General features: G+C 51.2%; 20 protein-coding genes. 17 read left to right on the forward strand and 3 right to left on the reverse strand.

Annotation, left to right across the window (positions count from 1 at the left end; all coding sequences use genetic code 11):
* Positions 1-164 precede the first annotated feature (164 nt).
* Genes V3O24_RS12780 through V3O24_RS12790 form a run of 3 tightly spaced genes read left to right on the forward strand, consistent with a single transcriptional unit; the run spans position 165 to position 2,478 of the window.
* The gene (locus V3O24_RS12780) at positions 165-419 is read left to right on the forward strand and encodes a hypothetical protein (RefSeq protein WP_331307522.1); all 255 of its coding nucleotides are present in this window, start codon (positions 165-167) and stop codon (positions 417-419) included.
* Positions 420-438: 19 nt separating this feature from the next.
* Entirely contained in the window at positions 439-1,116 is a 678-nt protein-coding gene (locus V3O24_RS12785; RefSeq protein ID WP_104425322.1) for a response regulator transcription factor, read from the forward strand.
* Positions 1,117-1,134: 18 nt separating this feature from the next.
* Positions 1,135-2,478, forward strand: a complete 1,344-nt coding sequence (locus tag V3O24_RS12790) for an ATP-binding protein (RefSeq protein WP_331307523.1) — start codon at positions 1,135-1,137, stop codon at positions 2,476-2,478.
* A gap of 31 nt (positions 2,479-2,509) precedes the next feature.
* On the opposite strand, the gene V3O24_RS12795 is transcribed toward V3O24_RS12790, so the two are convergent.
* A complete protein-coding gene (locus V3O24_RS12795) occupies positions 2,510-5,953 on the reverse strand; it encodes an AAA family ATPase (protein WP_331307524.1) in 3,444 nt (1,147 codons plus the stop codon).
* Between the two features lie 274 nt (positions 5,954-6,227).
* Here V3O24_RS12795 and V3O24_RS12800 point away from each other — a divergent pair, with 274 nt between their 5' ends.
* The 6 genes from V3O24_RS12800 to V3O24_RS12825 all read left to right on the forward strand — a co-directional run bounded on the left by V3O24_RS12800 (position 6,228) and on the right by V3O24_RS12825 (position 17,319).
* Complete coding sequence (locus tag V3O24_RS12800) at positions 6,228-8,372, forward strand: AMP-binding protein (protein ID WP_331307525.1); 2,145 nt, start codon at positions 6,228-6,230, stop codon at positions 8,370-8,372.
* A 24-nt stretch (positions 8,373-8,396) separates the two neighbouring features.
* Positions 8,397-9,179 (forward strand): NYN domain-containing protein, encoded by a 783-nt coding sequence (locus V3O24_RS12805; protein WP_181049953.1) that lies wholly within the window; start codon positions 8,397-8,399, stop codon positions 9,177-9,179.
* A gap of 41 nt (positions 9,180-9,220) precedes the next feature.
* Positions 9,221-10,384 carry a lysophospholipid transporter LplT gene (lplT, locus tag V3O24_RS12810; RefSeq protein ID WP_331307526.1) on the forward strand — a complete coding sequence of 388 codons (1,164 nt, stop codon included), beginning with the start codon at positions 9,221-9,223 and terminating at the stop codon, positions 10,382-10,384.
* A 56-nt stretch (positions 10,385-10,440) separates the two neighbouring features.
* On the forward strand, positions 10,441-10,716 hold the full coding sequence (locus tag V3O24_RS12815) for a hypothetical protein (RefSeq protein WP_104425317.1): 276 nt from the start codon (positions 10,441-10,443) through the stop codon (positions 10,714-10,716).
* 91 nt (positions 10,717-10,807) lie between these two features.
* Positions 10,808-14,035: an EAL domain-containing protein gene (locus tag V3O24_RS12820; RefSeq protein ID WP_331307527.1), complete on the forward strand. Its 3,228-nt coding sequence runs from the start codon at positions 10,808-10,810 to the stop codon at positions 14,033-14,035.
* Between the two features lie 311 nt (positions 14,036-14,346).
* On the forward strand, positions 14,347-17,319 hold the full coding sequence (locus tag V3O24_RS12825; RefSeq protein WP_331307528.1) for an EAL domain-containing protein: 2,973 nt from the start codon (positions 14,347-14,349) through the stop codon (positions 17,317-17,319).
* A gap of 44 nt (positions 17,320-17,363) precedes the next feature.
* Here V3O24_RS12825 and V3O24_RS12830 read toward each other — a convergent pair whose 3' ends face one another.
* Entirely contained in the window at positions 17,364-17,960 is a 597-nt protein-coding gene (locus V3O24_RS12830; protein ID WP_331307529.1) for a WHG domain-containing protein, read from the reverse strand.
* 22 nt (positions 17,961-17,982) lie between these two features.
* Positions 17,983-18,891, reverse strand: coding sequence for a LysR family transcriptional regulator (locus V3O24_RS12835; RefSeq protein ID WP_104425314.1), 909 nt, complete (start codon positions 18,889-18,891; stop codon positions 17,983-17,985).
* Positions 18,892-19,074: 183 nt separating this feature from the next.
* Between V3O24_RS12835 and V3O24_RS12840 the strand changes: the two genes are divergently transcribed.
* From V3O24_RS12840 to V3O24_RS12875, 8 genes are all read left to right on the forward strand, one after another.
* Positions 19,075-19,656: a carbonic anhydrase gene (locus V3O24_RS12840; RefSeq protein ID WP_331307530.1), complete on the forward strand. Its 582-nt coding sequence runs from the start codon at positions 19,075-19,077 to the stop codon at positions 19,654-19,656.
* A gap of 206 nt (positions 19,657-19,862) precedes the next feature.
* On the forward strand, positions 19,863-20,366 hold the full coding sequence (locus V3O24_RS12845) for an NUDIX domain-containing protein (RefSeq protein ID WP_331307531.1): 504 nt from the start codon (positions 19,863-19,865) through the stop codon (positions 20,364-20,366).
* Positions 20,363-21,127: a Nif3-like dinuclear metal center hexameric protein gene (locus V3O24_RS12850; protein WP_331307532.1), complete on the forward strand. Its 765-nt coding sequence runs from the start codon at positions 20,363-20,365 to the stop codon at positions 21,125-21,127. Before V3O24_RS12845 ends, V3O24_RS12850 begins: the two co-directional genes overlap by 4 nt.
* 179 nt (positions 21,128-21,306) lie before the next feature.
* Positions 21,307-23,253, forward strand: a complete 1,947-nt coding sequence (locus tag V3O24_RS12855) for a heavy metal translocating P-type ATPase (RefSeq protein ID WP_331307533.1) — start codon at positions 21,307-21,309, stop codon at positions 23,251-23,253.
* 154 nt (positions 23,254-23,407) lie between these two features.
* A complete protein-coding gene (locus V3O24_RS12860) occupies positions 23,408-24,100 on the forward strand; it encodes a VIT family protein (RefSeq protein ID WP_331307534.1) in 693 nt (230 codons plus the stop codon).
* 4 nt (positions 24,101-24,104) lie between these two features.
* The gene (locus V3O24_RS12865; protein ID WP_258076642.1) at positions 24,105-24,434 is read left to right on the forward strand and encodes a GIY-YIG nuclease family protein; all 330 of its coding nucleotides are present in this window, start codon (positions 24,105-24,107) and stop codon (positions 24,432-24,434) included.
* 49 nt (positions 24,435-24,483) lie between these two features.
* Positions 24,484-25,131 carry a uracil-DNA glycosylase gene (locus V3O24_RS12870; RefSeq protein ID WP_331307535.1) on the forward strand — a complete coding sequence of 216 codons (648 nt, stop codon included), beginning with the start codon at positions 24,484-24,486 and terminating at the stop codon, positions 25,129-25,131.
* 141 nt (positions 25,132-25,272) lie between these two features.
* A complete protein-coding gene (locus V3O24_RS12875; protein ID WP_331307536.1) occupies positions 25,273-25,701 on the forward strand; it encodes a hemerythrin domain-containing protein in 429 nt (142 codons plus the stop codon).
* Positions 25,702-25,711 lie beyond the last annotated feature (10 nt).

Raw genomic sequence — 25,711 nt, forward strand, 5'->3', positions numbered from 1 at the left:
ATGAAGACTTAAACCTTTCATGCCGCTTCATGTCCTTCATGGTTAAAAAATGAAAAATACAACTTGCTCAAGTTATTTTATGCACGTTCCTTAATCCGCGTCATCCGTGTTCTATTTTGTAGTTACGTTGAACAAACTTTGTGGCCAGATAACTTGGATCGCCCATGAGAAATTTGATTAAAGTCATTGCAGTCATCTGGTTGTTTTCCAACAACTGTTTTGCAGAAAGCACCCTGTTGGCAACGATCAGTTTGGATGAGGCGACCAAACAAATAATCGAGGGCACCTACAACAAGGTGTTGGGCGCGCAAACAGAAATAATCGACGGCAAGGAAGTCCATATCATTAAAGTCCTGACGCCTGACGGACGCATCCAATATTACAAGATCGATGCGGAAACCGGGCAATTAGTCAGTTAACCTCGGCAGACGAAAAAACATGCGTATCCTAGTTGTTGAAGATGAAGTCAAACTCTGCGAACAGATCCAGCAGTTCTTCGCCGATAAAGGTTTTGCCGTCGATACCGCGAATACCGGCAGCGACGGCTATTACATGGGTAAGGAATATCCGATCGATGCGGCCGTTATCGACATCGGCCTGCCCGACTTTTCCGGCATCGAACTGATCAAACGCTTGCGTAAAGACAAGGTGACGGTACCCATCCTGATTTTGACCGCCCGTAGCCGTTGGCAGGAAAAAGTGGAAGGTCTGGAGGCGGGGGCCGACGATTATCTGGTCAAGCCTTTCCATTATGAAGAGCTGCAGGCGCGGATTAACGCGTTGATCAGGCGGTCGGTCGGGCAGGCGCATCCGATCTTAACGCATGACAATATCGAACTGGATACGGTGGCCCAGGAAGTCACCGTATCCGGCGTTAAACAGGAATTAACCGCTTACGAATACAAGGTGCTGGAGTACCTGATGTTCCGCAAGGGCGAAGTCGTTTCAAAATCCGTTCTGACCGCGCATATATATGATGAAGACTTTGACCGTGACAGCAATGTCCTCGAGGTTTTTATCGGCCGATTGCGGAAAAAACTCGATCCCGACGGTACGCGCAAACCCATTGAAACCTTGCGTGGGCGGGGTTACCTGATTTCCGCCAAGCAGGGTTAATTCGACTCCCAAATTTCAATGCAAATTAAATCACTAAGCTTACGCTTGCTGGTTTCGGCAGGCCTTGTGCTTGCCGCTTTCTTCGCGCTGGCTTCGGTGGTGCTTGAACAGGGCTTTCGCGAAAGCGCCGAACAGGCGCTGATGGAAAAATTGCAGGTTCATGTCTATTCGCTGCTGTCGGCTGCGGAACTTAAAAACAACGGCGACTTATACATGCCGATGAGCTTGCCGGAGCCCAGGTTTGCAACGCCGGGTTCCGGCCTTTACGGCTTTATACAGCTGGCCAAAAAGAATCCGGTATGGCGCTCGCCATCGGCCATTGGGCTCAATGTGACGCCGCCGCCGGAATTAAGCCCAGGCACCATGCAGTTTTTATTGACCGAGCAGGGGCGTTACGCGCTGCATTATGATGTCATCTGGAAAAATGTAGTGGGTATCGAGCGCGAATACATCTTTACCGTGACTGAAGACGCCCAGTTTGTCGTCAATCAGGTGGAGCGGTTCAGGAAAACCTTAAGAATCTGGCTGCTGGCTTTAGGCCTGGTTTTGATATTTATTCAACTGGTCTTATTGCGCTGGGGCTTAAAGCCGTTGCGGATTATCGTAAAAGACCTGGAGGCGATAGAAAAGGGGCGCAAAACCCATCTGGACGGGGACTATGCAACGGAACTGGAAGGCCTTGCCGGCAATCTTAACGCCTTCATCAACAGCGAGCGTGCGCATCTGGAACGATACCGCAACGCCCTGGCGGATTTGGCGCACAGCCTGAAAACGCCGCTGTCGATATTGCGCGGCTGCACCGAGTCTTTCAACGACAACAAGGAGTCGGTAAGAGAACAGATCTTGCGCATGGACGAAATTGTCGAGTACCAATTACAGCGGGCGGCGGCCAAAGGCGAGCATAAAACCGCAGGATCCGTCGATTTATCGGGGATTATTAAAAAGATAAGCGCGTCGCTGGCTAAAGTTTATATCGATAAAAACATAAAGTTCGATATAACAGTGCCGGAACAAGTCCCGGTTTATTATGAAGAAGGCGACCTGTATGAAATCGCCGGAAACCTGATGGATAATGCCAGCAAGTGGTGCCGGAGCACTGCCAAAGTCAGCATTTCCGTGAATCAGCGCAGAGGCAGGCGGGATTTTGCGGTGTTGTTGGAGGTTGAAGACGACGGGCCGGGAATCCCGGTCGAAAAATTGGCCGAGATTTTAAAAAGAGGCGTCCGCGCCGACGAAAACATCCACGGACACGGTATCGGCATGGCCGTCGTTTATGAATTGGTCGGGCTGCTGGGCGGGGCGCTGGAAGGCAAAAAAAGCGAAGCGCTGGGCGGTATGAAGTGGAGTGTTTATTTACCGTGAGGACTTGGTTCTGCTGAGCGCAAAGCCAAGCTTACGACGCCTGCTTCAACATGCCCATGCCGTTAGGCTTTTTGACCACTTGCAGCTGGGCTTTAAAGCGTTTTTGGACGCCTTCGACATGGGAAATAACGCCGACGGTTTTGCCGTGGGTATGCAAGCCTTCCAAGGTGCTGATGACCGTGTAAAGCGTGTCCGCATCCAGGTTGCCGAAGCCTTCATCGAGGAATAACGAATCCACGGATTTGCCGTTATTGGCCAATTCCGAAAGCCCCAGCGCCAGCGCCAAGCTCACGACAAAACTTTCGCCGCCGGATAAGGTCTTGGGCAGCCGGTGTACATTGCCCTGGTAAGTGTCTTCAACCTCCAACGCCAGACCCTGCTCACTGGGCGTTTGCCGCAGATAATAACGGCCGCTGATTTTTTCCAGCACCGCATTGGTTTGGGACAGTAACCGGTCGGCCACCCGTTTTTGCACCCGGCGACGGAAAGCCATGCCGCTTTCTTCGGCTATCTGAGCCGCTTCGGCGTTGCATAGCCGGGTAATTTCCTGTTGATCCTGTAACTGGGCCAGGATGGCGTCGGCCTTTTGTTGGTATTGTTTTTGCTCTTTCAGCAGCTGTTCCAGGCGCTGTACTTCGAGCTCGGTTATCGCCAATTTCTCGGTAACGCTCTTTAGTTGGATATCCAGTTGTTCAGAGCTTATGCCGGTTACAATGGACGTATTTTCAGCTTCCAACTCAAGCAGGCTCTGTTCCAGTGCTATCGTTTTGGCGTCGATTTCCTGTTCCAGCTCGGCCAGATGCCGTTCCAGTTCCGGTTGGTGCTGCAACAGCTCCAGCGTTTCAGTCAGCTGATGCAGGTCGGCAAATTGCGTTCCCAGTAACTTGCCTTGCAACGCCTGTTTCAGTACGGCGAGCTCGGCTTCCAGCTCGGCAATCAGCTGTTCCTTGCCGACAATCAGTTTTTGCTTTTCAATCAAGGCTAAATGCAGGCCGACGATTTCTTCGGCTTGTAATTGACGGTTGAAGCGCTCAAGCTTTTCGTTGCATGCGGCTATTTCAACGCGGCAATGATCGGCTTTTGCCTTCAATCCTTCCAGTTCCTCGGCTAAGTTTTTTTGACGGAAAGCATAACTTTGATACTCCTGCCGGCGCGCATTCAGCCGGTCAAACAATGCATCTTCCTTGCCTTTGGAGGGCATTTTTTCGCCCAATAAGGTTAATTGCGCAAGCACCTTGTCGGCCAGTTGTTGTTCTTCCTGTTGGCCGGCGGCCAATGCGGCTTCGTAATTGATTTCGTCCTGGGGACGTTCCCGCCATTCGGCGTCCAGTTGCCGGGTATTGAGCTGCAAGCGTTCAATCGTGGCTTCGCCCTTTTCGATCAGGGCTTTTAGTTGATCGATGCCGACCTGTTTTTTCCGATAGCCGGCGACTACGCCGGTAATGGTCTTTAATTCGCTTACTTGTTCTGTGAGCAGGCGTCTGTGCAAGCGCAATTTGCTGATGCTGAGGTCTTCGCTTGCCGTGTATAGCCGGTTGCTCAAGGTTTGCCATTGGGAACGGATCTTAAGCAGCTGCGTCTGGTTGGCCTGATTTTTCTCCGCCAGTTTTTGCGCGGTTTTAATCTGCTGAGCCAGTTTACCGCCGGCCACTCTTAAGGCTTTTAGTTTCACCTTTTGATCCGCCAAGGCCTGTTGGGAATTGGCCTCTCTCGGCGGATGTTTTGCGTAGGGATGTTCCAGCGCGCCGCATAGAAAGCAGGGCTCGCCATCGTCAAGATACTGCCGGTCTGAAGCCATTTTTTTCAGCAAGGTTTCGCGGAAAACCGCTGTTTCCAGCGTGAGCCTGATATTGTCTTCCCGGCTGATTTCCCGTTTTAATTCGTCAAGTTTGGCTTCCAGTTCTTCAATGTCATGATTCGGTTGCTCTTTACGGCCAAAGATGCCGAAAAAACTAAAACCGCTTTGGCTTAGCTTTTGGTTCGCCCTGGCCAGATTGTAGAGTTCCCGAAAATCCTTGACCCGCTCCCGCTGTTCCTGCAAAAGTTCTTCAAGTTCGGCCAGATTTCTTCCCCGGGCCAACTCGTTCAGTTCCTTTTCCGCCAGGGGTAACTTGCGCGTTAATTCGGCGATCCTTTTGTTTTCCTGGGCAATGGCGGATTGGCTGTTTTTCAGCGATGACGTGGTGTTTTTCGACCACTTGGCGAATGCTTTTTGCTTTTCTTTTAACTCGGCCAGTTCGGCGCGGAGATTTTTTAGCCGTGCTGTTTCGGGAAAGCTTGTCAGCAGCGATTCGTCCGCAGCATGTTCTTCCAGCCATTTTGACACGTTAGCAAGAACGGAGGTTCTGTCGTCAATCTGTAGATTTAAAGATTGCCACAAGTCGGATTCCGACTGCTGCTGCGCAGTCAGCAGACTTATCTGGGTTCTGAGGTTGGTTAGCGTTTGCCCCTGCTCCGTAACCGATTTAGCGGACAAACCGGCCGGTGCGGTTGTGTCTTTGCCGAGGTAATCTTGTATCTGCTTAAGTTCGCTTTGAAGGGCGGCTAGTGCTGTTTTATCCTGATGAATTTCATGATGCTTTTCCTTGATCGCCAGCACGTCGTCCGAAAAAAGCAGCGCATCCTGCGCCGACGCCAGCCTGTCCAGTTTTTGCTGTTCGGTCGCCGCCAGCGCTTTGGTTTGTTCCAGATTTTTTTCCTGGCCGGCAATCCGGCCTTGCAAGTCCAGCGCATTTTGCAGCGAGGCTTGCTGTTGTTTCAGGCTGCTTTGTTGTTCCCGCAGCTCGGCCCTCTGGTCAATAAAGTCGATCAAGTCATGTTCGCCGGCTTCCAGTGTTTCCGGTTCCATGATCGGTATGATCGATAAATCCTGTTTTAAATTATCCAGGCGTTGTTGCGCATCGGCGGCCTTGGCAATGACTTCATTTTTATAGTCGGAATAAATGTCGGTGCTGATGATTTTTTCCAGAATATCCATGCGCTCGGTGTCCAGCGCATTGAGAAACGCGGCAAAATCGCCCTGCGCCAACATGATCGAGCGGGTGAAGTTGCGGAAGTTCATCCCGGTAATTTCGGTAATCCGTGCGCATACCTGCTGGACTGTGGAGGCCAACACTTCGTTGTCGCTTAAACGGGTTAATTTCATGTCAGGCGGCGCCAGCTCGCCGTCAGGATTTGCATCGGCCCGTTGCACATGCCAGCTGGACCGGTATTTCACCTTATCCAAAGTAAATTCAACTTCGGCGTAGCACTCAGCCGTGTGTTGGGTCATCACATGTTTGGCCGGTCGGTCAAAGCGGAAAGTTTCGCCATACAAGCCCAGCGTGATGGCGTCCAAAATACTGGACTTTCCCGATCCGTTAGGGCCGGTAATCGCAAAAACCCCGGTATCCGAAAAAGGCGACTGTTCAAAATCGATCCGGCTCTCGCCTTCCAATGAGTTGATATTTTTAAAATGAATATTAAGTATTTTCATTGGCTGACGGCTTTGCTTTGCAGCGGCTTGGCGATTAAATAATTCATTATAACGCTGTCGGGCGATTTTTTCTCAACCTATGCGCCGTGGTGTAATAAATGGAAAATATAATCGCCGGTACAGGCATAAGCTGCATTTTTTTGCGGAAAGGGAGAAAAACGAAGCGCTGAGTTATCGGGATGATGCCATAGGACAAACAGAGCGGCCTGCTCCCATGATTATTCTGGGTAAAATAAAACATCTGCTAAAATGAAACGAGGAGGAGGAAACTTAAATGCTGAAAAATATTTTGCGCTGGCTGCTGACCTTGATTTACAAGGTCGAAATAAGAGGATTGGACAATTACCACAAGGCCGGGAAACGAGTCCTGATTATATCCAATCACACGTCCTTTCTTGATCCCTTACTGTTGGGTGTGTTTTTACCCGATGACATCACATTTGCGATCAACACCCATATTTCCCAAAGCTGGTGGTTAAAGCCTTTTTTGGGCTTGTCCCGCGTATTTCCGATGGATCCGACCCATCCCATATCATTGAAGGATTTGATTCATCATTTGCAGACTGACACCCGCACCGTTATTTTCCCAGAGGGCCGCATTACGGTAACCGGATCGTTGATGAAGATTTACGACGGTACCGGCATGGTCGCCGATAAATCTGGAGCGGCCATATTACCTGTACGCATCGAGGGCGCCGAATATACGCATTTTTCCAAGTTGCGCAATATCGTCCGCATGCGTTTATTCCCCAAAATCACGATCCAGATTTTGCCCCATACCTTCGTTTCGCCTCCCCCGGAGTTAAGAGGCAAAAGCCGCCGTAAATACAGCGGACATATTTTGACCGACATCATGACCGAAATGATGTTTGCGACCAGTCATTACCGGCAAACCATTTTCGCCAGCCTGCTTGAAGCGCGCAAAATACACGGCGGCAAACATACGGTCGCCAACGATCTGGAGCGTATGCCGCTAAGCTATGACAATTTGATTACCCGCAGCATTGCGATAGGCAACGCCTTAAAGCAGGTGACCGCCGAAGGGGAAAAAGTCGGGGTGTTTTTGCCCAACTCGACCAAAACCCTGTCAGTCATTCTGGGCCTGCAACTTTACGGCCGGGTGCCTGCGATGTTGAACTATTCAACCGGTTCGGCCGGCATGGTTTCCGCTTGCAACACTGCGCAAGTCAAAGCCGTTTTGACGTCCCGGCGCTTTATAGAAATGGGTAAGTTAACCGAGGAAGCCGAACACTTAGGCGAACAGGTCAAGCTGGTTTACCTGGAAGACTTGGCCGCGCGCCTGTCTGTATGGGACAAATTCCAGGCGCTGGCGCAATGCAAAACCGCCAATCTCTGGTACAAGCACACCCAATACAATCCTGACAGTCCAGCCGTGGTTTTATTTACCTCCGGTTCTGAAGGCGCGCCGAAAGGCGTGGTGCTGTCCCACTCAAACATCCTGTCCAACCTTAAACAGCTGGAAGCCCGTATCAATTTTAATGCGCAAGACGTGGTGCTGAACTTTCTGCCGATATTTCATTCTTTCGGCTTTACCGTCGGCACCATGCTGCCGGTACTGCACGGTATGACCACTTTCTTTTATCCGACGCCGCTGCATTACGCGGTCATTCCTGAGATTGCATACGAAACCAACGCCACGATCATGTTCGGCACCAACACCTTTTTGGCCGGCTATGCCAAAAAAGCCCACGCCTACGATTTTTTCAATATGCGTTATGTGGTTGCCGGCGCTGAAAAGTTGCAGGAAACGACCCGGCAGCTGTGGGCCGATAAATTCGGCATACGCATCCTGGAAGGTTACGGCGCGACTGAAACGACGCCGATTGCCTCCGTCAATACGCCGATGGATTATAAAGCCGGTACCGTGGGCCGGTTGATGCCGTTCATGGGCTACAAGCTGGAACCTGTCGATGGCATTGAGGATGCGGGCAGGCTTCATCTCAGCGGACCCAATATCATGCTGGGTTATCTGTTGCCTGATAATCCGGGGAAATTGGTCCCAGCCAAGTCGATTTATGGCGAAGGCTGGTATGACACCGGCGACATTGTGCATGTCGATAATGAAGGCTTTGTCAGTATACGCGGCCGAAGCAAGCGTTTTGCCAAAGTCAGCGGGGAAATGGTTTCATTAACCGCGGTAGAACAACTGGCGTCTAATGCCTGGCCGGATGGGCATCACGCGGCCATCAGCCTGCCGGATGCAAAAAAAGGCGAACAAATTATTTTGTTGACCACCCAGAAACAGGCGACTGTTAACGATTTGGCGGCGGCATCCAAAGGCGTGGCTTCTATCGGCCTGCCCAAGAAGATTTTGATCGTCGATTCGATTCCGGTGATGGCGACAGGTAAAACCAATTACCTGGCGGCTACGGAGCTGGCGGCCGGTAAAGTCTCTTAAGTATTTTATACAAGGAGCTTGTGAGTGATTCATCCAGAGAAAAAAATTGCAGTTCTCATTGATGCAGAGAACACTCAGCAAAGCGCTCTGGTAGCAATTATCACTGAGCTATCAAAATACGGTTACCTTATTGTTAAAAGAGCTTATGGTGATTGGAGTAGCTCAATGCTAAAAAGTTGGAAAACGCCGATGAACGAGTTGGCAATTCAACCCATCCAGCAATTCGCTTACACCTCAGGAAAGAATTCTTCTGACGCAGCAATGATTATTGATGCTATGGACTTGCTGTATTCAGAAAGATTCAACGCGTTTGCATTAATTTCTAGTGACAGTGACTTTACAAAGCTCGCTACACGACTGAAAGAATCGCATATTCATGTATATGGCGTTGGAGAACGAAAAACTCCAATTGCCTTTCGGAATGCTTGTGACGATTTTATTTATATAGATGTCTTGAAGACATTAGATATGGATACTGAGAAAACTGATTCTCTAAAAACAGAAGAACTGAAACAAACAACAGAAAAACAAAATCAGCTCTCTCGGCAACAGCTTTGTCAAAATACTACACTGATGAATATGTTGCGTAATGCCGCTAATGAATGTAGTAATGAAGAAGGGTGGGCCGAACTGGGGGTTTGCGGCTCATTAATCAAAAGACAGCACCCTGATTTTGATTCCAGAAATTTTGGTTATGCCAAATTATCAACCCTTATAGAAACAACAACTTTGTTCGAAATGAAGAAAATTGCTATGAAAGGAACCAATGCTTTCAAACTTTTCTACAGAGATAAAAAAAAGAAATAAAAATTGAACGTTAAATTTCTGTCCACCTTAATGTCATTACCATGAACAAACAAATCTATCCTTTACTGATCGCCCAGTTTTTATCCGCATTTGCCGACAACGCCATATTGTTCACGGTGATTGCGATGGTGATGCAGTCAACGCAGCTGCCCGGCTGGTATGTTCCGGCCTTGCAAAGCGTGTTTCTGGTCGCCTTTGTAGTACTTGCGCCGTGGGTGGGCGGCTTCGCCGACAACCATCCCAAATCCAGGGTGCTGATTATCGCCAATCTGATTAAAGCGTCGGGAGCCGGATTATTGCTGTGCAACGTGGAACCGCTGATTGCTTATTGCATAGTCGGTGTCGGCGCGGCCGTTTACAGTCCGGCTAAATACGGCATCCTGCCTGAGTTGGCCGGGCATGAATTTCTGGTTAAAGCGAACAGCTGGATCGAGGGCTCCACTATTTTGGCCATTTTAATGGGCATGATAGTAGGTGCTAAGGTGGCGGATTATTCGATAGTCTGGGCGTTGACAGGAACTATTGTTATGTTTACGGCTTCGGCTTTGATCACCTTGTCCTTGCCTGTCCGAATACTTAAGCATGAGACTATCCCAGGTTCCAGAATCATGGCTTTCTGGAAGGAAATAGGAGCGTTTTTTATTACACCGCGTTCGCGTTTCGCTATTTTGGGCGGCTCCTTGTTCTGGGCCGCTGCGGCAACCTTAAGAGTGATTATTGTGGTTTGGGCGCCGCTGGTTTTATTGTCCAAAAATGCGACCGAAATTGCGGAACTGACCTTGTTTCTCGCTGTCGGAATTATCGCCGGATCGGCCTTGGTGCCCCGGATGATTCCGTTGGAACATTTGCGTCGCGCGAGAATCCCGGCGTATTTAATGGCGGCGTTCATCATTGTGCTGAGCCTGATGGACAGTATCTGGCCGGCTCGTTTTACCCTGTTTTTCATCGGCATGATGGGCGGCATGTTTATCGTCCCCGTCAACGCCGCGTTGCAGGAAATAGGTCAGCAAAGCATCGGTAGCGGCAGTGCGGTGGCTCTGCAAGGTTTTTTTCAAAATCTTGCCATGCTGTTGGCGGTCGGCGGCTATACTTTTGCCGCGGCGCATCATATAGCTCCTGTCGCGGCAATGTTTGTGCTGGGGGCGTTGGTCTTTGGCGCCACTTTTCTGGTATCGTTGCATCTGCCTGATAATCAACAAAAATAAGAAACGGTTAACAATAATATGTACGCTTTGGATTACAATAATAGAGGGCCGATTAAATGAATCTGTTTGAACTAGGAAAAATCACCATGACTCCGTCGGCCATTTCGATTATTGCCGGTTTTAAGGTGCCTATTGGCGACTTATTGGACAGACATCAAAGAGGCGATTACGGGGAAGTATCGGAGACGGATTGGCGTGAAAATACGCTTGCATTACTGCCTGAGTCGGTGGAAAGGGTCATGTCGGTTTATTACGTAGGTACTGAAAAACTGTGGATCATCACGGATCCGGACAGGCAGTTGACAACGTTATTGACAGAGGAAGATTTCTAACGATTCGTTTTTGCTTCGTTACTGCACACCTCGATCCACCCAGACGCTCCACGCAGTGCGCGGGAACGGGAAAAACGGAGTATAAGACTGAATGTTTTCATGGTTTAACGATTTACTGGCCGGCACCGGTAGTTTTATGCCTCACGGCGCCTGCTATCTATGGCTGCCGTCAATTTTGTGGTTGCATATTGTCAGCGACAGCATTATTGCGCTCGCCTACTATTCCATTCCGTTTGCATTATTCTATTTCGTCAAAAAACGCACCGACTTGGCTTACCGCTGGGTGTTTGTGCTGTTTGCGATTTTTATTTGCTTGTGCGGCACCACGCACTTAATCAGCATCTGGACAATTTGGCATCCCGATTATTGGCTGGACGGCCTGATAAAATTCGCCACGGCGCTGGTTTCGCTGGTCACGGCGGTGCTGATTTGGCCGTTAATCCCAAAACTGTTATTGCTGCCTAGCCCCAAAGAGCTGCAAACAAGCGAAACCTATCTGCGCGCTATCTTCGATGCCACCCCTGATGCGATGCTGATCAGCAATGAACAAGGCATTATCACCATGGCCAACCAGCAGGCCGAGCGCTTGCTGGGCTACCCGATTAACCAGTTGCTCGGCTTATCGATTGAAGTGTTGGTGCCGGAACGCTACCGCGAGAATCATCCGGCATTGCGGGCGCAGTTCGCCGCCTCGGCAGTCACCCGGCCGATGGGCGTGGGGCGTGCGGTCAAGGCGCTGCTAAAAGACCGCAGTGAATTGGATGTGGAAATCAGTCTAAGCCCGATTCATACACAACAAGGCTTGTTTTTCGCCAGCGCCTTGCGGGACATCACCGAACGGAAACAAGCCGAGGCTACGCTGCGGGCAAGCGAGGAACGTTTTCGCCGGATGGCCGACAGCTCCCCGATTATGATCTGGATTACCGATGCCTTGGGAGAGCCCACTTTTGTCAACCAATCCTGGCTTGATTTCACCGGCCTGGATTCGGCGCAGACTATGACTTATGAGGGTTGGGCGAGCACCATTCATCCCGATGACAGAGCAACCGCTTTCGTGGCGTATTACCGAGATACCCAACTCCGCGAAACCATTACCACCGAATACCGTCTACGCAATGCGGCCGGCGATTGGCGCTGGATTTTGGATAAGGGTACGCCGCTTTATGATGAAAACGGCGTATTTGCCGGCTATATCGGTTCGGCAATCGATATTACCGAACACAAACAGGTGCAGCAAATATTGCAGGACAAAGAGCGGATGTTGTCCGAATCGCAACGTATCGCCCATGTCGGCAGTTGGTCGGTGGAGCTGGCGACCGGCCGCATTAGCTGGTCGGAAGAAATGTATCGGATTTACGGCGTTAAGCCGGAGACATTCCCGCTTTCCCAGGAAGCGATTTTCGACTTGATCCATCCCGGTGACCGCACCGCGATGAAAAGATGGCTCGGTGAATGCCGGTCCGGGAAGAAATCCCGGGAGCTGGATTTCCGCATCATGCTGCCGGATGGGGCCGTTCGGTTGGTCCGCGGCAGCGGCGGATTGCAATACGATGAAATGCAACAGCCGCTACGCATGGTGGGCAGTGCGCAAGACATCACCGAGCGCAATCGGATAGAGCTTGACCAGCGTATCGCCGCCACTGCCTTTCAATCCCAGGAAGCAATGGTCATCACCGATACGGCCAGCGTCATCCTACGAATCAACAAAGCCTTCACCGAATCTACCGGCTATACGGAAGAGGAGGCCGTGGGCCGGAAAATAAGCCTGCTCAAATCGGGGCGGCATGATATGGCTTTTTATGCGGCGATGTGGAAAAGTCTTTTAAGCGTCGGCTCTTGGCAAGGAGAAATTTGGGACCGGCGCAAGAATGGCGAGATTTATCCCAAATGGTTGTCCATTACTGCGGTAAAAGGCAACGACGGCGAGATTACGCATTATGTCGGCACCCATACCGACATTACCGAGCGTAAGGCGGCCGAAGAGCAAATCAAATTGCTGGCTTTCTATGATCCGCTGACCCACCTGCCCAATCGCCGGTTGCTGCAAGAGCGCTTGAAACACGGCATTAATATGGAGCGGCGTGAAGGCAAGCAGTTGGCGCTGTTGATGTTGGATCTGGACCGCTTCAAAGCGATTAACGACAGCCTGGGGCATTTGGCGGGCGACGAATTGTTGCAACAGGTTGCGACAAGAATTACGGCCCGGTTGCGTGATGTCGATATGGTGGCCCGTTTGGGCGGCGATGAGTTTATCGTGTTGCTGGAAGACATTGCGCAGCCGGAAGACGCTGCGCGGGTGGCTAAGGAAATCGTCGCCGATTTAACCAAGCCTTTTAGTCTGCTTCATGGCAATAACGTGCAGATTGGCGCCAGTATCGGCATCAGTTTATACCCGCAACACGGGGACAGTCCCGATATTCTGATGGATCATGCCGATGCCGCATTGTATCAGGCTAAAGATGCGGGGCGAGGCTGTTTTGCCTATTTTTCTGAAGATCTGACGATTGCCGCCCGGGAGCGCATTGCGCTGGAAACACGGCTGCGCCGCGCCATTGAACAGCAGGACTTGTGCATTTTCTTTCAGCCCCAAGTCGATATTGCCGGCGGACGTATCGTCGGCGCAGAGGTTTTGGTACGCTGGCAAGATCCGGTTGACGGCTTGATTCCGCCGCTCCGTTTTATCCCCATTGCAGAAGAAACCGGATTGATTCTCGAGATTGGCGAATGGGTGTTGCGGGAAACCTGCCGCCAAGGCCGGCAGTGGCTGGATGCAGGCTTGCCGCCGTTAACCTTGGCGGTTAATGTTTCCCCGTACCAATTCCGCCGTGGCGATATTTGTGCTTTGGTGACTACAGTGTTGGCGGAAACCGGTTTCCCGCCCACGCTGCTGGAGTTGGAAATAACCGAAAGCGGGTTGATGGAGAATCAGGAGAACGCAACGGCCATTCTTAATAGCCTTCGCGAACAAGGCGTCCGTTTTGCGATTGACGATTTCGGCACCGGTTATTCATCGCTGGCTTATCTTAAACATTTTCCGCTGGACGTATTGAAAATCGACAAGAGTTTTATCGACGATATTCCGTTCCATCAAGATGACATGGAAATCGCCGCGACAATTGTCGCGATGGGGCACATTCTGGGTTTCAAGGTCCTGGCGGAAGGGGTGGAAACAGCGGCTCAACTGGCCTTTTTGCAGGAGAAAGGCTGCGATATGTATCAGGGTTATATCAAAAGCAAACCGCTGGTTGCGAGTGAGTTTGCCGAGTTGTTGCGGCATCAACAGCATGCGTCGGGCGACACCGAAACCCGAAACCGTTAATGACTTCACCTTAAATGCAATGCCGATGAATATCCCGAACACAGGGATAGTATTCCCTCATTATTAATTGAAAACCACATCATTTACCGTTCGGGTCTAAGTGCTTGAACTACGCTCAACGAGTCTCGTCGAAAGCGGGTTCACTCGGCATAGGGGCGACAAGTTCAGCAAGAATGGAAAATGGGCTGGGATTATCGCGGCTTAAAAATGCTGTAATATATGCGAAGGTAGCTGAAACGCTACACAAATAAGCATCACTCAGCGCTGTTTTTCTCCGCTGAGCGGGTAAAAACAAGGGAAAAATAATAATAATGATAAATTTCCATCACTTTGCAGCGCTGTTAAAGCAATTGGTTGTCGCTGCATTCTACGCCATGATCGGTTTGGTTGTTCTCGCCTATTGTTCAGATAACGGCGTTACCAGCGTCCTTTGGTTGCCCGCAGGACTGGCGCTGTCGGTTTTGTTGATGGGCGGGAGCCGGTACGTTTACGGCGTATTCCTTGGCGCATTGTTGGTCAACGTGGTGGTTCTCGACTCTTTTCTGGCGTCCGCAGCCGTCGCTATGGGCAATGCGCTGGAGGCGCTTTTGGCCGCCTGGCTGCTAAGGCGGAACGATATTTTTAACCAAACCGTTCTATCCACCCGCAACTACCTGCAATTACTGATAGCCGGCGGTATCGCCAGCGTTATAGCCGCACTGATAGGGGCCGGGGCGTTGTTTTTTACCGGATTCCCGGCTGAAGAATCCTTTTACCCGAGTCTGGTTTATAGATGGATGGGGGATGTCTTGGGCATAGCCTTGGTCACGCCGTTTATCCTGGTTTGGCGGCGGGCGCCGGATTACGGCTTGGGGCTGAACCGGCTGACCGAGTTCATGTTGTTATTCGGTCTGGCTTTTCTGGTCGGTCAGGCGATTTTCATGGGGTGGTTGCACGACTCGGTAGGCCATATCGCCAAGGGCTACTGGATGTTTCTGATTGTGAGTTGGGCCGTGTTGCGTTTGGAGGCCCACGGCGTGGTGGTCATACTGGTCATGTCGGCGGTCATGGGGTTGCTTGGCGTGCAGCAGGGAACCGGTTTTTTCGCAGGCAACATAGCGGACGTGCCTGCTTCGACAAGATTCAGCGCAAGCCTGGCCAATTACTGGTTTTTTATGGTGATACTGTCTGGAACAGGCATGACGCTGGCCACCTATTTCGTCGGACGCAGGAGAGCCGAACAGACACTGATGGCAAGTGAAGGTTATCAACGCGCCATTTTCAACGCCACACCGGACGCGATGCTGATCAGCGACAGGCGGGGCATTATTTCCCAGGTTAATCAGCAAGCCGAATTGTTGTTGGGTTACAAGCTTGGAGAACTGATCGGCCAGTCGATTGAAATTTTGGTGCCGGAAGGCTTTCGCTCAAAGCATCCTGAGCTGCACGCCAAATTTGTCGACTCACCGGTCACCAGGCCATTGAAGAGCGGACGAACATTACAGGCGCGCCGAAAAGACGGTAGCAGCTTTGACGTGGATATCAGCGTAAGCCCGATTAAAACGGAACGAGGCTTGTTTTTCGCCAGCGCATTACGGGATATTACGCTGCATAAACAAGCGGAGGCGGATCTGCGCGTGGCGGCCATCGCGTTCGAGTCCAAGGAGCCGATGGTGATCACCGATGCCGAGAATATTATTTTGCAGGTTAACCGGGCCTTTACCGAGTCCACAGGTTATACAAAGGAAGAGGCCGTCGGTCAGCGGATAAATTTGCTCAAATCAGGCCGTCATGATGCGGCTTTTTATGCGGAAATGTGGGAAGGCATCAAGCGCGACGGTACCTGGCAGGGAGAAATTTGGGACCGGCGCAAGAATGGGGAAATTTACCCCAAATGGCTGATTATCTCGGTAGTGAAAGGGGATGACGGTGAGGTTACCCATTATGTCGGCACCCATATCGACATCACCGAGCGGAAGGTGGCTGAAGAGCAGATCAAACAGCTGGCTTTCTACGACCCGCTGACCGGGCTGCCGAATCGCCGGCTGCTGCAAGAGCGGTTGAAACACGGCATTGATGTCGAGCGGCGCGAGGGCAAGCAACTTGCGTTGCTGATGCTCGATTTGGACCGGTTCAAGGCGGTTAACGACAGTCTGGGGCATCAGGCGGGCGACGAGTTGCTGCAACAAGTTGCGAAAAAAATCACAGGCCGGCTGCGCGATGTCGATATGGTGGCCCGTTTGGGCGGCGATGAGTTTATCGTATTGCTGGAAGACATCGCCCACCCTGAAGACGCCGCGCGCGTGGCGGAAGACATTATTGCCGACTTAAGCAAGCCTTTTTGTGTGGCTCATGGCGAGGACATATTGATTGGCGTCAGCATAGGCATCAGCTTGTATCCGCAACACGGCGATAATCCCGAGATACTGATGGATCACGCGGATGCCGCACTCTATCAAGCTAAAGACGCCGGGCGCGGCTGTTTTGCTTATTTTTCGGAAGATTTGACTCTCGCGGCGCGTGAACGCATTGCGCTGGAATCGCGTCTGCGCCGGGCGATCGAACAGCAGGAGCTGCGTGTTTTTTACCAGCCTCAGGTCGATATTGCCAGTGGCCGCATCGTCGGTGCCGAAGCATTGGTGCGCTGGGAGGACCCGGTTGAAGGGCTGATTCCGCCGATCCGGTTCATCCCCGTTGCCGAAGAAACCGGCCTGATTCTCGCGGTTGGCGAATGGGTGCTGCGGGAAACCTGCCGTCAAGGCCGGCAATGGCTGGATGAAGGCTTGCCGCCGATAACCCTGGCGGTCAATGTGTCGCCGCACCAGTTTCGCCGTAGCGACATTTGCGGCCTGGTTGCTACAGTGGTGGCTGAAACCGGTTTTCCGGCCAAACAGCTGGAAATGGAAATAACCGAAAGCGGACTGATGGCGAATCAGGACAACGCGGCGGATATTCTTAACTGCTTACGCGGACAGGGCATCCGGTTGGCGATTGATGATTTTGGCACCGGCTATTCGTCGCTGGCTTATCTTAAGCATTTTCCGCTGGATTTGCTAAAAATCGATAAGAGCTTTATTGACGATATTCCCGATCTGCAAGACGACATGGAGATTGCCGCCACGATTATTGCGATGGGGCATATCTTGGGCTTTAAAGTCTTGGCCGAAGGCGTGGAAACACCGGAACAGCTCGCATTTTTGCAGGAAAAAGGCTGCGATATGTATCAGGGCTATTTCAAAAGCCGTCCGGTACCGGCAGCAGAATTTGCCGGGTTATTGCGCGGTCAATCTGGCTACGAGGGCTAGAGCGGCGGCGAAACCCATTCGTGTTTTAAGTCGATAGATAAGGCTCAGCCTTGCGCTGATTTTTTCGTCCATCCGCCAATAAAACTTTCCACCAGCAACACAACGTCGTTTTCTATGTCGTTAATAGCACTCGCATCCTGTTCACCGGTCAAGGACAAGGTGCAAATGCCGTGAACGCCGCTCCACAGCGCCCGCGCCGCCTGTCTGCTTTGTTGTTCTGAACAGCCTGGCGCAAGTTGCGCGAATTGCGTTTCCACACGGCTGAAAAGCCGATCGATTTTTTGCCTGTACCAGTCGGGGAACTCGGTATCCTGTACAAAAATCATGCTCCAACGGTTAAAGTTTCTCCCGGCAAACCTTAAATAAGCCTTGGCCAGCTCTGCTATAGAGTGTTCGGGAGCGCAGCCCGGTACTTGCTGTAACTCCAAATTAAGGTCATCCACCGTATTCGCTTTAATGTGGATGACCAAATCGGCCATGTTGGCAAACACCATATAGATGCTGCCGACGGTATAACCGATGTCCATCGCAATCCTGCGCACTTTTAACGCCGAGTAACCTTCATTGATAATGATGGTTTCCGCCGCATCCAGAACCATTTCCCGGATTTCTTCCAGACTGTGTTTGTTTCGTCTTGCCATGTCGTGCGCCTTTAGAGGAGGTTCAGGTTATTTTCATGAGTCTGTTGTTTTCTGCAAAGTACTTGATTAAAAAATCGACAAACGTCGCCAGTTTGGCGGGCAGAAAGCGTCTTTGCAGGTAGGTGGCGTAAATTTTAAGCGACGGGATGCGAAAGTTCGGCAAAATTTCTACCAATTTCCCCTGTTCCAAATAATTGATCACCGATAATTCAGGCGCCTGGGTGATGCCCATGCCCAACGCGGCCGCCTGGCACAGAGCCCGGCCGTTGTTTGAGGCAAAGTGCCAGTTCGCCTTGATTTTAATCTCCTCGCCGCCGACATTGAATACCCAATAATCTCTATGCGGGGTATCCATATAGTGCAGGCAGCGATGTGAGCTTAACTCCTCAATGGTTTGCGGCTCGCCGTATTCGGCGATATAGCCGGGCGATGCATACGTGCATAACCGGGTTTGGGCGATTTTTCTGGCAACCACGCCCAAATCCAGCGTATCCGTGACCAGGATAGACAAATCGAAACTGCCTTCGCTTAAATTAACCTGGCTGTTGTGCAAGGTCATCAAAATTTTGACATCGGGATATCCGCGTTGATAGGCATCAATCGCGGGCACCATATAGAGTCCGCCAAAATCGATCGGTGCGCTGATCTTTAACGTGCCTTTTACCTGTAGACCCAGCTGCGAGGTGTATTCCTCAAGTTCCGAGAAATCATCCAGCAGCTGCTTGCTGCGGTGATAGTAGATTCTTCCTGCCTCCGTCATACTCAGCTGCCGGGTTGTTCGGTTTAACAAGGCAACCCCCAGAGACTCCTCCAGCTGAGCCATGTATTTGCTGATCATCATAGCCGAAAGGTTCATTTCACGGGCAACCGCCGCAAAAGTACCCAGCTCAACAATCCGGCAAAATACCTGCGTGTTGTTTAATTTAGCCATGTCCGCACCTTTATAAACTTTAAGTTTATATTGTATAACCTATATCGCTATTTGAAACCTTGATTTATTGGAGTAGACTTCAGCTCGGAGATAGTTCTTACTGCCGCTTGGTCTTTATCATTCCCCTTAGTGATCAGGAACAAGCGGCTTTTTTATGGTCCAAAATTATAATAAGAGGTGTTTATGAGCAAAATTCTTAATGAAGTTTTAGCGGCAAATAGAGATTATGTGAATGATTTTGGCGACAAAGGCGCATTGCCTATGCCTCCAGGACGGCATTTTGCTATCCTGACCTGTATGGATGCCCGTCTAGACCCCGCCAAATATGCCGGTCTATCCGAAGGCGATGCCCACGTCATCCGTAATGCAGGCGGTCGCGCCAGTGACGACGCCATCCGTTCCTTGGTTATTTCTTATAAATTATTGGGAACCCGCGAATGGTTTGTCGTTCACCATACTGACTGCGGCATGGAAACATTTACCGACGACATCATGCGCGGCCTGTTGGGCAGCAGCTTAAAGACCGCCTCTATTGATGCCGGCGGCTGGCATGATTGCTGCGAAGGCCCAGGTTCAGCCGAAGGCAAATATGTCGACTGGTTGACCATTAAAAACCAAGAAGAAAGTGTTTTGGAAGATGTAACCCGCATTAAGAATCACCCGCTGGTTCCGTCCGACATTCCTGTTTACGGTTATATCTACGACGTTAAATCAGGCCGGTTGATTGAAGTGCCTGCCGCAACGGAAGCCGGCAGCGTTAGCTAAGAATTGTTCAAACCATGCTCACATCCAGGATGTGAGCATGGCCCAGTCCCCCGCAGTAACCCATACGCAGGAACTATGTTTGCGTAGATCTCATAAAAGTCTAAAATTCAATTTCTAATATTTATCACGAAGACACGAAGAAAAAACGTAAAGCTTCGTGCTCTTCGTGGTGAATAAAAAAATTTAATCGATTTCTTACCTTATTAATGAACACCGAACTACTCGCCGTCGTTGATCAAAACGACTGCATCATCGACGCCTGTCCACGCCACATCGTCCATGCGACAGGCCTTAGGCACCGCGCCGTACATATCCTGGTTTTTAATGATCTGGGGCAGTTATTCCTGCAAAAACGCTCGATGAAAAAAGACCTCAATGGCGGCCTTTGGGACACCTCGGCGGCAGGCCATGTTGATGCGGATGAGGACTACGGCATCAGCGCCGTCAGGGAGATTGAAGAGGAGCTGGGTATTTACGCTCACACTCTGGAACCGCTATTCAAATTACCGGCCACGGAGGCTATCGGCATGGAATTTATCCAGGTTTACCGCTGCATGCATAACGGCCCGTTTGTGTTGGCGTCCGACGAAATTGACGAAGGCGGCTGGTTTAGTATCGCTGAAATATCCGAGCGTATCGCGGCGGACGATCAACGGCTGACTGAAGCCTTTAAAACCATTTGGCGGCAATTCGAGGCATTGGCAATATGATTCTCCGACACCAATTGAGCGACTATTACCAGGCTTTGCTACGTCCTGAAACCTACGCCGACTATTGCCCTAACGGCCTGCAAATAGAAGGGGTTGAAGCCATCGAGCGTATCGCTTTTGCGGTGTCGGCAACCCGCGATTCGATTAATCAGGCGGCCGAAAACAAGGCCGATGCATTGGTCGTTCATCACGGCCTGTTCTGGACATTTCACGGCGCAAAACCGTTGACCGGCGCATTCGCTCGGCGAGTTTTTCCGCTGGTAAAAAACGGCATCAACCTGTTCGGCTATCATCTGCCGCTGGACGGTCACCCGGACATAGGCAATGCGGCGACCTTGGGCCAGTTGATCGATTGCAACCAGCAACAGCCGTTCGGCGATTACAAAGGCTCCGCGACCGGCATTAAGGGCATGCTCGAACAGCCGCTGACCGCCGTCGAGCTGCAACAGAAACTCGAAGCCGTATTGAAGCACGCCGTTATTCTGGCAACGCCCGATAACACGGCGCTGATCAGGTCGGTCGGCATCATTACCGGCGGCGCCAACAGCGAATGGCGCTTGGCCCAAAAAGAGCGGCTGGATGCCTACATTACCGGCGAGATCAGCGAGCACGACTGGCACGAAAGTCAGGAGGCGGGCATACACATGTTTGCGGGCGGACATAACGCCACGGAACAGTTCGGCATCCAGGCGTTAATGGAAAGAACCCGGCAGCAATTCGCAGTGGATTGCTTTTTTATCGATAGCGAAAATCCTGCGTAGCGTGCCGTGCGCCGCCTTCTTTGTTGCGTAGCAAGTGGTTTGAATTATTTAAGTGGATTAATTCACCACGAAGACACGAAGGACACGAAGAAAAGCTAAGGTAAAAACTTCGAGTCCTTCGTGTCTTCGTGGTTTTTTATATTAAACTAAAGCACTGTCCATTTTGCGAAGCCGAGACGATGACCGATAAGCCAGCAACGATTCCCCGCGCAATATCCGAAAACATCATTGCTATTTTGAGCCTGCTCGGCATTGGCGCCTATCTGGTCCTGCATTATGCGTTGGATACAGGGCATGAAGTCTATACGCTATCTCTAAATGCGGGTTTAAGCTCGGCGTTTTCCGAAATTTACCAAGGGCAATTCGCTTTCCCGATTGAGCTGGTGCAACTGCCCCTGCTTGCCGTTTTGGCGCTGGGCGGTATTCCGTTGGTTTATCAACTCGGCGCGAAATTGGGGCAGGGCGATTGGGGCGCGGATCTGCTGGCAGGCATGTCGATAGTGACGGCGGTTTTATTGGGCGAATACTTGGCCGGCAGCCTGGTGGTGCTGATGCTGTCCGGCGGCGTGGTGCTGGAATCCTATGCGGTGCGCAAAGCCTCTTCGGTGCTTGAGGCATTGGCCAAGCGGATGCCGTCCGTCGCGCATAGAAAGTCCGGCGATCAACTGGCCGACATTACCACCGGGCAGGTTCATATCGGCGACACCCTGTTGATACTGCCGCATGAAATCTGTCCCGTTGACGGCACGGTACTGGAAGGCTCCAGCACGATGGACGAGTCCTACCTGACCGGCGAACCGTATATGATGTCGAAAGTCAGCGGTTCACAAGTGCTTTCCGGCGCGATCAACGGCGATTCGGCGCTGACCATACGCGCGGACAAGCGGGCTGTCGATTCCCGCTATGCGAAGATCATGGCCGTAATGAAGTCTTCCGAGCAGTATCGGCCCAACATCAGGCGGCTGGGCGATCAACTTGGCGCACTGTACACGCCGCTGGCGGTCATCATTGCATTGAGTGCCTGGGCGGTCAGCGGCGATGTGATCCGTTTCCTGGCCGTGCTGGTTATCGCCACGCCGTGCCCGTTGCTGATCGGCATTCCGGTCACCGTTATCAGTTCGATTTCGCTGGCCGCGCGGCGGGAAATCATCATCAAGAATCCCGCCATACTGGAAGCCATCGGTACTTGCCGCACGGCGATTTTCGATAAAACCGGCACCCTGACTTATGGCCGTCCGACGCTGACGGCGTTGATTCCTAGCCAGGGTTATAACGAGCAGGAAGCGTTAATCTTAATTGCCAGTTTGGAGCGATATTCCAAACATCCGCTGTCTCGCGCTATCGTTGCGGCGGCGGAAAAGTCGGCGTTATCGTTATTAAGCGTGACCAATATCACCGAGTTGTCGGGTGAGGGGCTTAAAGGCAATGTGGCCGGAAAACAGGTTCAGATCACCAGCCGTAAAAATTTTGTCGAGCAGCACCCGGATATTGCCAAAGAGTTGCCGCCCGTCACCGGCGGTTTGGAATGCGTGGTGCTGATTGACGATGCTTACGCGGCGACCCTGCAATTTCGCGACGAGGTGCGTACCGACAGTTCGTCATTTATCAACCACCTGCGCCCCAGCCATATGTTTGATAAGGTGATGCTGGTGTCCGGCGACAGGGAGTCGGAAGTGCGCTTCCTGGCCGAACAAGTCGGCATTGAGCACGTTTATTTCAGCCAAAGCCCGGAGCAGAAACTGGAGCTGGTGCGCAATGAGACTAAAGTTGCAAAAACCGTGTTCCTGGGTGACGGCATCAATGACGCCCCGGCGCTGACTGCCGCGACCATCGGCATAGCTTTCGGCCAGAACAGCGACATTACCGGCGAATCGGCGGATGCGGTGATCATGGACAGTTCGTTGCTAAAAGTCGATGAGTTGTTTCATATCGGCGAGCGGATGCGTAAAATTGCGCTGCAAAGCGCGGTGGGCGGCATGGCGCTGAGTTTGATAGGCATGGTGTTTGCCGGATTGGGTTACTTGACGCCGGTAGCAGGAGCCATAATCCAGGAAATCATCGATGTGCTTGCGGTATTGAATGCGTTACGGGCGGCCGTTCCGCCGAAAACGCTTTCGGATTTTTAGCCACTCAGCTGTTAGAAACATATCACCACGAAGAACACGAAGTTTTTTCTTCGTGTTTTCGTAGTGACTAAAAAGCTTTTAATTTTGGCTCCGGTTTAGGTTTATCCGTACCCCATAGCTTTGATGGCTAGATAGTTACAAAAAAGGAAACCCAATGTCACCTCACCACGAAATACACAGGAGTCATCGCATCGGCTGGCTGCGCGCGGCGGTATTAGGTGCGAACGACGGCATCGTGTCCACGGCCAGTTTAATAGTCGGCATCGCGGCCTCCGATGCGACGCATGACGAGATAGTCCTGGCCGGTGTTGCGGGCCTGGTTGCCGGGGCGATGTCGATGGCGGCCGGTGAATATGTGTCGGTCAGCTCGCAAGCCGATACCGAACAGGCCGACTTAAAGCGTGAGCGTAAAGAACTGGATGAAGATGGGGACCATGAACACAAAGAACTGGCGGCCATCTATGTGGCGCGCGGGCTCGATCCGGTACTGGCCGGGCAGGTTGCAGAGCAACTGATGAAGCATGATGCGTTAGCCGCGCATGCCCGCGACGAACTGGGTATATCTGAAACGGGCGCCGCAAGACCCATCCAGGCGGCGCTGACTTCGGCCGCCACGTTTGCCGTTGGCGCGGTGTTGCCTTTATTGATCGTCCTATTTGCCCCCGAGACCGATTTAATCGTGCCGGTGTCAGCGGCATCGTTGCTGTTTTTAACGGTGCTGGGCATGTTGGCGGCCTATAGCGGCGGGGCAGGCATCATGAAAGGCGCTTTTCGTGTCGTCTTTTGGGGCGCATTGGCTATGGGGCTGACCGCAGCCGTCGGTTCCGTCTTCGGAACGGCCGTGTGACGTCGTGAACTGGCAGGTTTATATTATCCTTTGTTCCGATGACTCGCTTTATACCGGCATCACCATCGATGTTGTGAGGCGCTTTAATCAGCATGCAGACAGGCAAGGCGCCAAATATTTTCGCGGCAGACAGCCCAAACAGCTGGTCTATGTCGAGAACGGCCATGACCGCAGTTCCGCCAGTAAACGGGAAATCGTCATAAAAAAACTGCCCAGGCTTGAGAAGTTGCAGTTGCTGGCTTCGGATAGTAACAAGGTGGGTTCAATCCGTTATGAACTTAATGAAGACCACTCACCACGAAGACACGAAGTTCACGAAGAAAAGACCGAGTAAAAACTTCGTGCTCTTTGTATCTTCGTGGTGAATTAATCAAAAACAAAACATGTATTCCAAACAAATATTCGATCAAGATTGCAGGCAGTGTAAACGGCTGGATGATTTCCTGTGTGACGTTAAGCAAAAGCACCCCGGCTACCATGCGCGTCCGGTTGCGCCGTTTGGCGACAGCGGCGCCCAATTGCTGATAGTCGGCTTGGCTCCCGGCATGCATGGAGCCAATGCCACAGGAAGGCCGTTTACCGGCGATTATGCGGGGCTGCTGCTGTACGAGGCGCTTTACGAGTTCGGCTACAGCAACCAAATAAAATCCGAGTCATTGACAGACGGCTTGGCGCTTAAAAACTGCCGTATCACCAATGCCGTTAAATGCCTGCCGCCGCAAAACAAACCGACCAATGCCGAAATCAACCAGTGTAATAATTTTTTATCTGCCGAGATAAAAACCTTGCCGGAGCAGGCGGTCATACTGGCCTTAGGTTCGATTGCCCATCAAGCGGTATTAAAAGCTTACGGACTGAAACTGAGCAGCGCCAAGTTTGCCCATAATGCGCAGCATGCCTTGCCTGATGGCCGCACGCTGGTCGATTCCTATCACAGCAGCCGGTACAACGTGCAGACCAAGAGACTGACTAAAGGCATGTTTGCCGATGTTTTTCGTACCATTGAGATGCGGCGTTTGAAAATCGCGTAGCTTGTATGTAGCGTAGCCGGAATACGGGATGATCGGAGCCATGAAGCCCAAGGTTTTGCAAAGTTCCATCCGGGCGTTTGCTGTGCAATGAGGATGAATGTTTATGATGGATCAATAACTAAATTAACCTAGAGGGTACCTATGCCAATTAAATGGGATTCCAGATTCAGTGTGGACAATTCGACTATTGATATGGAACACAAATTATTATTAACGTTGCTTAATGTGCTGGAAGTAGTGCTGCGTAATCCGCATGAAAAGGATTCTGTAAGGTTTTTTATCGATCAGTTATATGAATCCGCCAGGGAACATTTTATTCATGAAGAAAAGCTGCAAATCAAGTATATGTTTCCTTATTATGAGGAAAATAAAACAGGGCATGAGGCGCTTATAGTTGAACTGGATGCCATTAGAGAGGAAATCTATACATTTATCAACAAGACAGGCGCTTCGCAGAATGAAGCTGACAGCATGAGTGAAAAGATTAACCATGTCTTAAGAGATTGGCTTATTGATCACATTCTAAAATCAGATATGAAAATGAAGGGGTTTATGAATGATGCGAGATAAGTCTAACCTC

This window comes from Methylobacter sp. Wu8 (assembly GCF_036440755.1).
GTDB classification, from domain to species: domain Bacteria; phylum Pseudomonadota; class Gammaproteobacteria; order Methylococcales; family Methylomonadaceae; genus Methylobacter_A; species Methylobacter_A tundripaludum_A.